We start from the raw sequence: 7,302 nt of genomic DNA, 5'->3' as shown, positions 1-7,302 counted from the left end.
GTGTGAGAATATGTTTTTTTTATGCAACTCAAAGTTAATTGAGATACTTAAACTTTTCTCACACTTTTTTAAACGTTTAGGACGCTATTGACGTTCAATACTAAATTAAACGTCTATTTTATGTTTAGTTATTTATATAACTTATTGTATTTTTTTTCTGCAAGCTCAAGTATTGGTGATAAGTGATCTTCCATGATTTGTTGTGCTTTCGCTTCATCTCCTTTCTTGATTGCTTCAAATAAGTTTCGATGTTCTTCGATTGCTTTCACTCTACTTCCATCATCACAAACTCTTTCTTTCTCAAAGTGTTTTAAGATATCAGGAGTGATTGTCATTAATAAACTTTTGAGCGTAGTGTTTTTAGAACATCTACTTAAAGAAAGGTGGAACATAAAATCCTTTTCAGAGATGCAATCCAGATTTTGTTCGACAGCATCTTCATATTCTTTCAAAGCTTTTGCTACAAATTCTAGGTCTTCTTCTGTTCTTCTTTTTGCTGCTAAACCCGCAATTTTCACTTCCAGTAATACTCTTGTCTCTATTAAAGAGAAAAAATCATTGTTGTCAATTTCTAATATATTGGTGATCAGTCCTTCTAAAGCTTTTGTTCCTAATCCTACGACTACAGTACCACTTTGTGGCTGCGTTTTAAGCAAACCAAAGAACTCCATTTTCTTTAATGCTTCACGTACGTGACTTCTACCTACACCCAACTGTTCACTCAACTTTCTTTCTGGAGGTAGTGTATCATTAGGCTTTAAAACACCTAATTCAATCATTTCTTTTAGTTTTCGAATTATGATACTTGATGGTTTTTCCATCTGTATCTTTTCCATTTCTATTTCCATTGTATCAACAGGATTTCAAATGAATATATTTTAATGCTTCGTCAGCTTTAGTTATCGAGATGACAAAAATAATCTGTTTGTTGATCATTTTCATTAAGTCACAAAATTAAATAGATTTATTCAATTGAGAAATTAATCTAAAATTTATTCTTAATAAAAAGATGCAGTATTGGGTTAATATTAATTCAACGCCAAATATTAATTTTTTAATATACACTTTTTATAGTTATTCTTCAATACCAATCCTTATTTTTTCTATTCTAACGTTCATTTTTAAGGTAAATAAAGGGGTTGTTCTACCAATTCTAAAAAACAAAATGCTTCCTCTTAAATAGTATTTTAAAAGGAAGCATTTTCATGTCAGTCTTTCTTATTCCCTCTTTATTATTGACAAATTAATTTTGCCGAATCAGAGGCACCGTTTTGATCGATGGCTCTTAGAATATAAGTTCCTTTCGAAAGATTTAAATGTAACATTTGGCCACTTCCAGAAATGATTTTTTGACCCATCAAATTATAAATAGTGTATTCTACGTTAGTAGAAAAATCAACATTCACAATTCCTGTTGATGGATTGGGATATACTTTTTGAAAAAGGAATACTTTATCATTTTCAATTGAAAGCGGTTGATTTTCTGTTATCACTTCCAATATTTCTGATTCTTCTGATAAATGACCCGCACCATCTTCTGCTCTGACCATTACTTCATATTCCGTATTTAACGTTAAATTTTCTACATCAAAAGAGAAAGTTTCACCATTCAGTTGAGCGATCATATCGAACTCTTCAATACCTTTTATTCTTAAAAAAACATAGTAAGCAGTAATTCCATTTAATGAATTAGATGGACGCCAACCTAAGGTAAATGATGATGAAGTAATTTGTGTAGCAACAAGATCTTCTACTTGATTTGGTCGATCAGTTAATTCTACATCTTTATCTCTAGTTGTTACCATTAATACATTTGATTTCACAGAAGTATTGCCTGCACCATCGAAAGCTTCTACTTCAAAAGTATATTCTGTTGAGGTAGATAAACCACTCACTTTGTATGAAGTTGACGTTACCTCTTGAATTTTAATACCGTTTTGGTAAATATTGTATCCTAATACACCAATATTATCTTCTGAAGCAGTCCAGCTTAAAGCAACATTTGTTCCTTGAATATCTATTGCAGACAAATCCATAGGTTGTGTTGGTGCTTCAAAATCAGCCTGATCTTCAGCAGTCACGGTCAGGTAAGAAGGCATAGAATAAAATAACGCTGTACTTGAACTACTTTTTCTAAACTGATGACCAATTTCTACTTCCAATAATTTTCCACCCGAAAGATCAGACTTGTTGATGACATACTGTCTTTCTTTGATCAATTCTTCATCCTTTCCTTCTAATTTTACTCTATACGTATAATCTTTTGGAGAGATGATTTTTGGCTCATTATCATACAATTCACCTGTTAATACGGGCTCATCCCATGATACTGTCACAGTAGTTTCATCATTAGATTGGATTCTTAATTTAGCAGGATTAATGATAGGCAAAATTTCCTGTTTTGGAGCATAAATAAATTTCGCAATTTTAATATCTGGATACGCCATAAAAATTTCAATTTCATTAATGCCTGATTTTAGCATTGGACCATTGTTATTTCTAATTTGATATCCTACTAATATCCATTGCCATTGTCCTACTAAGTCACCAGAAATTCTTGAACCAAAGGCACTACCATATTCACCAGCTGTTCTTTTATCTACATCAATACCGTTTACGTTACCGTATATTTCACCAGCATCTTTTCCACCTTGTTGTACCAATGCCCATAGGAAACCTGTTTGTACTTCAGGCATACTGATTTGATAAGAAATTCTAGGTGATTTCATTCGTTCAGAAGATACTCTATTTGAATTATTTAAAGTATCTGTATTTTCAATATAAATATATCTACCCACTTCTTCATCTGCATCAATCAACCATTTTTGACCTGCAAAAGCATCGGTTCCTGGTAGATTTGCCACAAAATCAACAGCGTCAAATTGATAAATACCATTTTCATCTGCCATATGAATAATATCTTGATAATCACCCTCAGGGTTCTGTACAACTTCTGTTGTCGTAACCTCTACAGAAATTGAGTTTTCTGAAATGTTCCCCGATGTATCATAAGCTTTGACAGCAAAAGTATACATTGTTTCAGCTTCCAATCCTTCTACTGTATATGTTGTTGCGTCATTTACGGTTACCGATAATTCATTACCATCTTGAATGATTTTGTATCCAGCTACACCTACATTATCTGAGGATGCTTCCCAAGTCAGTGTTATTGAATTACTTGTAATTTCTGAAGCCACAAGATTCAATGGAGTTGTTGGTGCTTCAGTGTCTGTTTCTACTTCACCTTCTGGTTGAGTTGTAGCATCAATATTGATTTCTCCCTCAAGAGAAAAGGTTGCTAAATTGGATGAAGAATTTTTTCTAAACTCGTGCCCAACTTTTAATCCTAAAGTAGAAGGTTCACCAAGTTCTGCTATTGGAATTTGTATTGTTCTCGTTGTAATATCGGCAGCATACACTTCTCCATCTAAACTCACCTCATAGAAATATGATTTTGGATCAATTATCACTTCATCAAAACCATATAATTCACCTGTCAAGGTAGGTTCTTCCCAAGCAATTGTGATGTTTGTACCATCATTTGCTGACACCATTGGCGTAGGTTGATCAATGATCATATTGATCTTTTGTTCTGGTGTGAAAGCAATTTTAGCAATCTTAATATTTGGGCGAGATTTGAACAATTCAATTGTATTAATACCAGCTTGTTTTACTGCATCATTCACTTGATTATTCAACAAAATCCATTGCCATTGCCCTTGCATCTGTTCTGAAATTCTAGATTTTGCAGGATCTCCAAATTCACCTTCTGCTCTTTCATCCAAACAAAGATCATTTACATTCACATAGATTCTACCTTTATCTTTTCCGCCTTCATTTACTAAAGCCCACACAAACCCTTTTTGTGCTTCTTCTCCAACATCAATTTGATACACCAATGATGGACCTAAGTGCCTATCTGCAGAAACTTCATTTCTATTTTCATCAGAAGTATTGGCTAAATACATATAGTCTCCAATAACTTCATCTGAACCTTGAATCCATGACTCAGTTCCATCGACTCCTGTTCCTTCTTTATTTTCAAAAAATGCTGTTGCAGAAAATACAAACACACCATTTTTATCAGCTATATGTGGATCGGGAACATCAATTGGTTCTTTCTCCTCTTCAATACCTTCAGAGGTTGCTTCAATTTGTATTACACCTGGAAGTGAATAGGAATCAAAATTTGAAGAACTGTTTTTTCTAAATTCATGACCAACTTCTACACTTAAAAGCATTGGTTCAGAAAGATCTGTAACAGCCACTTGAATCTCTCGAGCTGAAATATTTTCTCCTAAAATCATCTCCCCTAATTTGACAGTATAGAAGTATGATTTTGGATCAATTATCACTTCATCAAAACCATATAATTCACCTGTCAAAGTAGGCTCATCCCATTTAATTGTAAGGTTTGCACCATCATTTACAGCTACATAAGGTGTAGGTTGATCAATGATCATATTGATCTTTTGTTCTGGTGTGAAAGCAATTTTAGCAATCTTAATATTTGGGCGAGATTTGAACAATTCAATTGTATTAATACCAGCTTGTTTTACTGCATCATTCACTTGATTTTTCAACAAAATCCATTGCCATTGCCCTTGCATCTGTTCTGAAATTCTAGATTTTGCAGGATCTCCAAATTCACCTTCTGCTCTTTCATCCAAACAAAGATCATTTACATTCACATAGATTCTACCTTTATCTTTTCCACCTTCATTTACTAAAGCCCACACAAACCCTTTTTGTGCTTCTTCTCCAACATCAATTTGATACACCAATGATGGACCTAAGTGCCTATCTGCAGAAACTTCATTTCTATTTTCATCAGTAGTATTGGCTAAATACATATAGTCTCCAATAACTTCATCTGAACCTTGAATCCATGACTCAGGTCCATCGACTCCTGTTCCTTCTTTATTTTCAAAAAATGCTGTTGCAGAAAACACAAACACACCATTTTTATCAGCTATATGTGGATCAGGAGCATCTATTGGCTCTTCTTCTGATGCCGCAAAAGTAAAGTCAACTTTCGCTGATCTACCAAGGATATCTTCAGAGCTATTTTTTCTCTTAAAATGCATTTGTTGTATTGACAATACATTGTCCCCTTCAATCATATCTGATTTATTAATGCTGATTGAATTCTCTGTGAATTGTATTGGCATTTCAAGGGTAGGTTCATCTGTAATCGCGGCTCCATTTAAGGCAACAACAAATGAAGGTGCATAAGCTCTTTCCGTGTTGTTATCTTGTTCCATCACAAAACCTGTTTTGGATGCTTCATCCCAAGAAATTGTCATAGTATTTTCATCTTCACTCGTCACCGCAATATTACTTACTTTATCTAAAACGGGGAATACTTCCTCAGATTCAGCAATGATAACTCCTCCAATTTCAATGTCATTTCTATAGCTATAAATACGAATTGTATTCGTACCCTCAAGCATTATACTTTCTAGGTTATTTCCCATCTTTACCCATTGCCATACTCCCTCTGCTCCAATTCTTGGACGAACAGGGTCAAAGGTTTCGGTTGAACGATCATCTATACAATGATCATTAATAGAGATAAATAATCTTCCATTACTAGTTGAGGGAGCTTTAAGCAAAACCCAAGTAAAAAAGCTTTCTGCTGTAGCATTAAATTCATAAGATACAGATGTACCATAATTTGGTGATGCTGGATCATCCGCTTCTGCCTCTAAATTATCTCCTGTAGGAACAAGTACACTTCCATAAGGAGCAGTCGCATCTTCTTTGATTTCCCAAGGTGTATTTGCAGCATAAGTACCCGCACCTTCGTGATAGGTTACTCCCTCTGCAATATTGATAAATATATTCCCCTCACTGTCAGGAGAAAATTGAGCAAATAAATTACCCACAGTCAATGCTGTAAGTATAATTGCTCCAAGCATGATTTGTAAAGTTTTTGTCTTCATTTCTTTTATACTCTAATTAGTAAGTCTCAATTAATTCGATCGATTGAACTGCCACCTCTCCATATGCTCCTTCAGGTTCATCTTGATCGTAGTTAGATTTGAATTGGGATAAAAATTTGGAAGATTGTGTATAACAACCCACTTTGAAATAGCCTGTTTGATCTATTGAAGTCCAAATTTTTGAAAAGGTTTGTTGATTTTCAAGATTCTTAATATTACAAGTAATATCACCATCATCAACAATCACTTCTATCTCCAATAGTTGCCCTAATTCATAATCTATGTTTGTTACTTCTGTAAAATCTTCATTGTAATAAATATGCAAACCTCGTGATGAAGTAGAATATTGTACTCTTAAGGGTTCATCTTCCGGTCCATGAATTTGTGTCATACAAACTTCAGGTTTAACAACAGGAAGATGAGTTACACGTAGTACCGTTTTTAAGTACTGATAATTGTGCATTGACCAATAATTATTTCCACCACCTACTCTTTGTCTTAATTCACATCTAGGATATTTAGAGCCTCTTGTGGTTGCACCTGCACAATGACCTCTAAAGATTACTTCATTGTCTTTGGCAAAAAAATAGGGTCTATATTCATAATCTATTAGTTCTTCATCATGAATTTCCAATGGTGAATTATAGCGATCATCTACATGATTAATATATGTATTGTCATTCCCATCTTTATCTACCGGCAATGTTACTTTCCAGTCGACTAATGAAGGAATAATATCTGTTGGCTTTTCACCATCTGTAGGTTCTTCTTCCTCTTCTTTTGTAAATTCTTTGATATCAAAATCATCAAATCTACCTGTTTCACTATAAAAGGAAGCACCAATAATTATATATTCTTCTGTTGATGATGTGAATAACAAACGAACTTTTGTATAATCATTTTTAATTACTTCGATTGAATCACGTGTCCCATTTTTAAAATCAATAAAGAGTTTTAATCCACCTTTTACATATACAGATAATTCGTATTCCTTATCTTTATGTACACGTATTGTTTGAAAAAGCTGATCTCCCACATTTGTTACTTTAGCAGCATTTTGCCCACTATTTGTAACACTAGAGTTATTGACCGTACCTTCTTTTTTCCATTCGGGAAAACTAGTTGATTCTAAACCGGCATCAAGGATTACTTCATAATCAAGATCCAAATTATCTTCTTCCTTGTCTTGATCCTCTTCTTTTTCCTCTTCTTCCTGTTCCTCCTCAATTTCTTCTGGAATTTCTATTTCCTCTGCAATTTGTGGAGTAGCATTACAACCTGCTATCAAAAATAATAATGATAGCAATAGAGAGATTACACTTTGATTTTTCATAATTTGAAATTTCTAGGGTGTAAA

The 7,302-nt window shown here is 33.7% G+C and carries 3 protein-coding genes; all 3 read right to left on the bottom strand.

What is annotated here, in order from left to right; all coding sequences use genetic code 11:
• Positions 1-128: 128 nt before the first annotated feature.
• Positions 129-836 carry a FadR/GntR family transcriptional regulator gene (locus tag ACXAHM_RS24200; protein WP_474966160.1) on the bottom strand — a complete coding sequence of 236 codons (708 nt, stop codon included), beginning with the start codon at positions 834-836 and terminating at the stop codon, positions 129-131.
• 396 nt (positions 837-1,232) lie between these two features.
• Positions 1,233-5,945, bottom strand: a complete 4,713-nt coding sequence (locus tag ACXAHM_RS24195; protein WP_474966157.1) for a fibronectin type III domain-containing protein — start codon at positions 5,943-5,945, stop codon at positions 1,233-1,235.
• Positions 5,946-5,961: 16 nt separating this feature from the next.
• Positions 5,962-7,278, bottom strand: a complete 1,317-nt coding sequence (locus ACXAHM_RS24190) for a polysaccharide lyase family 7 protein (RefSeq protein WP_474966153.1) — start codon at positions 7,276-7,278, stop codon at positions 5,962-5,964.
• Positions 7,279-7,302 lie beyond the last annotated feature (24 nt).

The organism is Flammeovirga sp. AWQ4_249 (genome assembly GCF_056161045.1).
The sequence above is the reverse complement of the archived record's forward strand: the minus strand, read 5'-3'. Positions and strand labels throughout refer to the sequence as shown.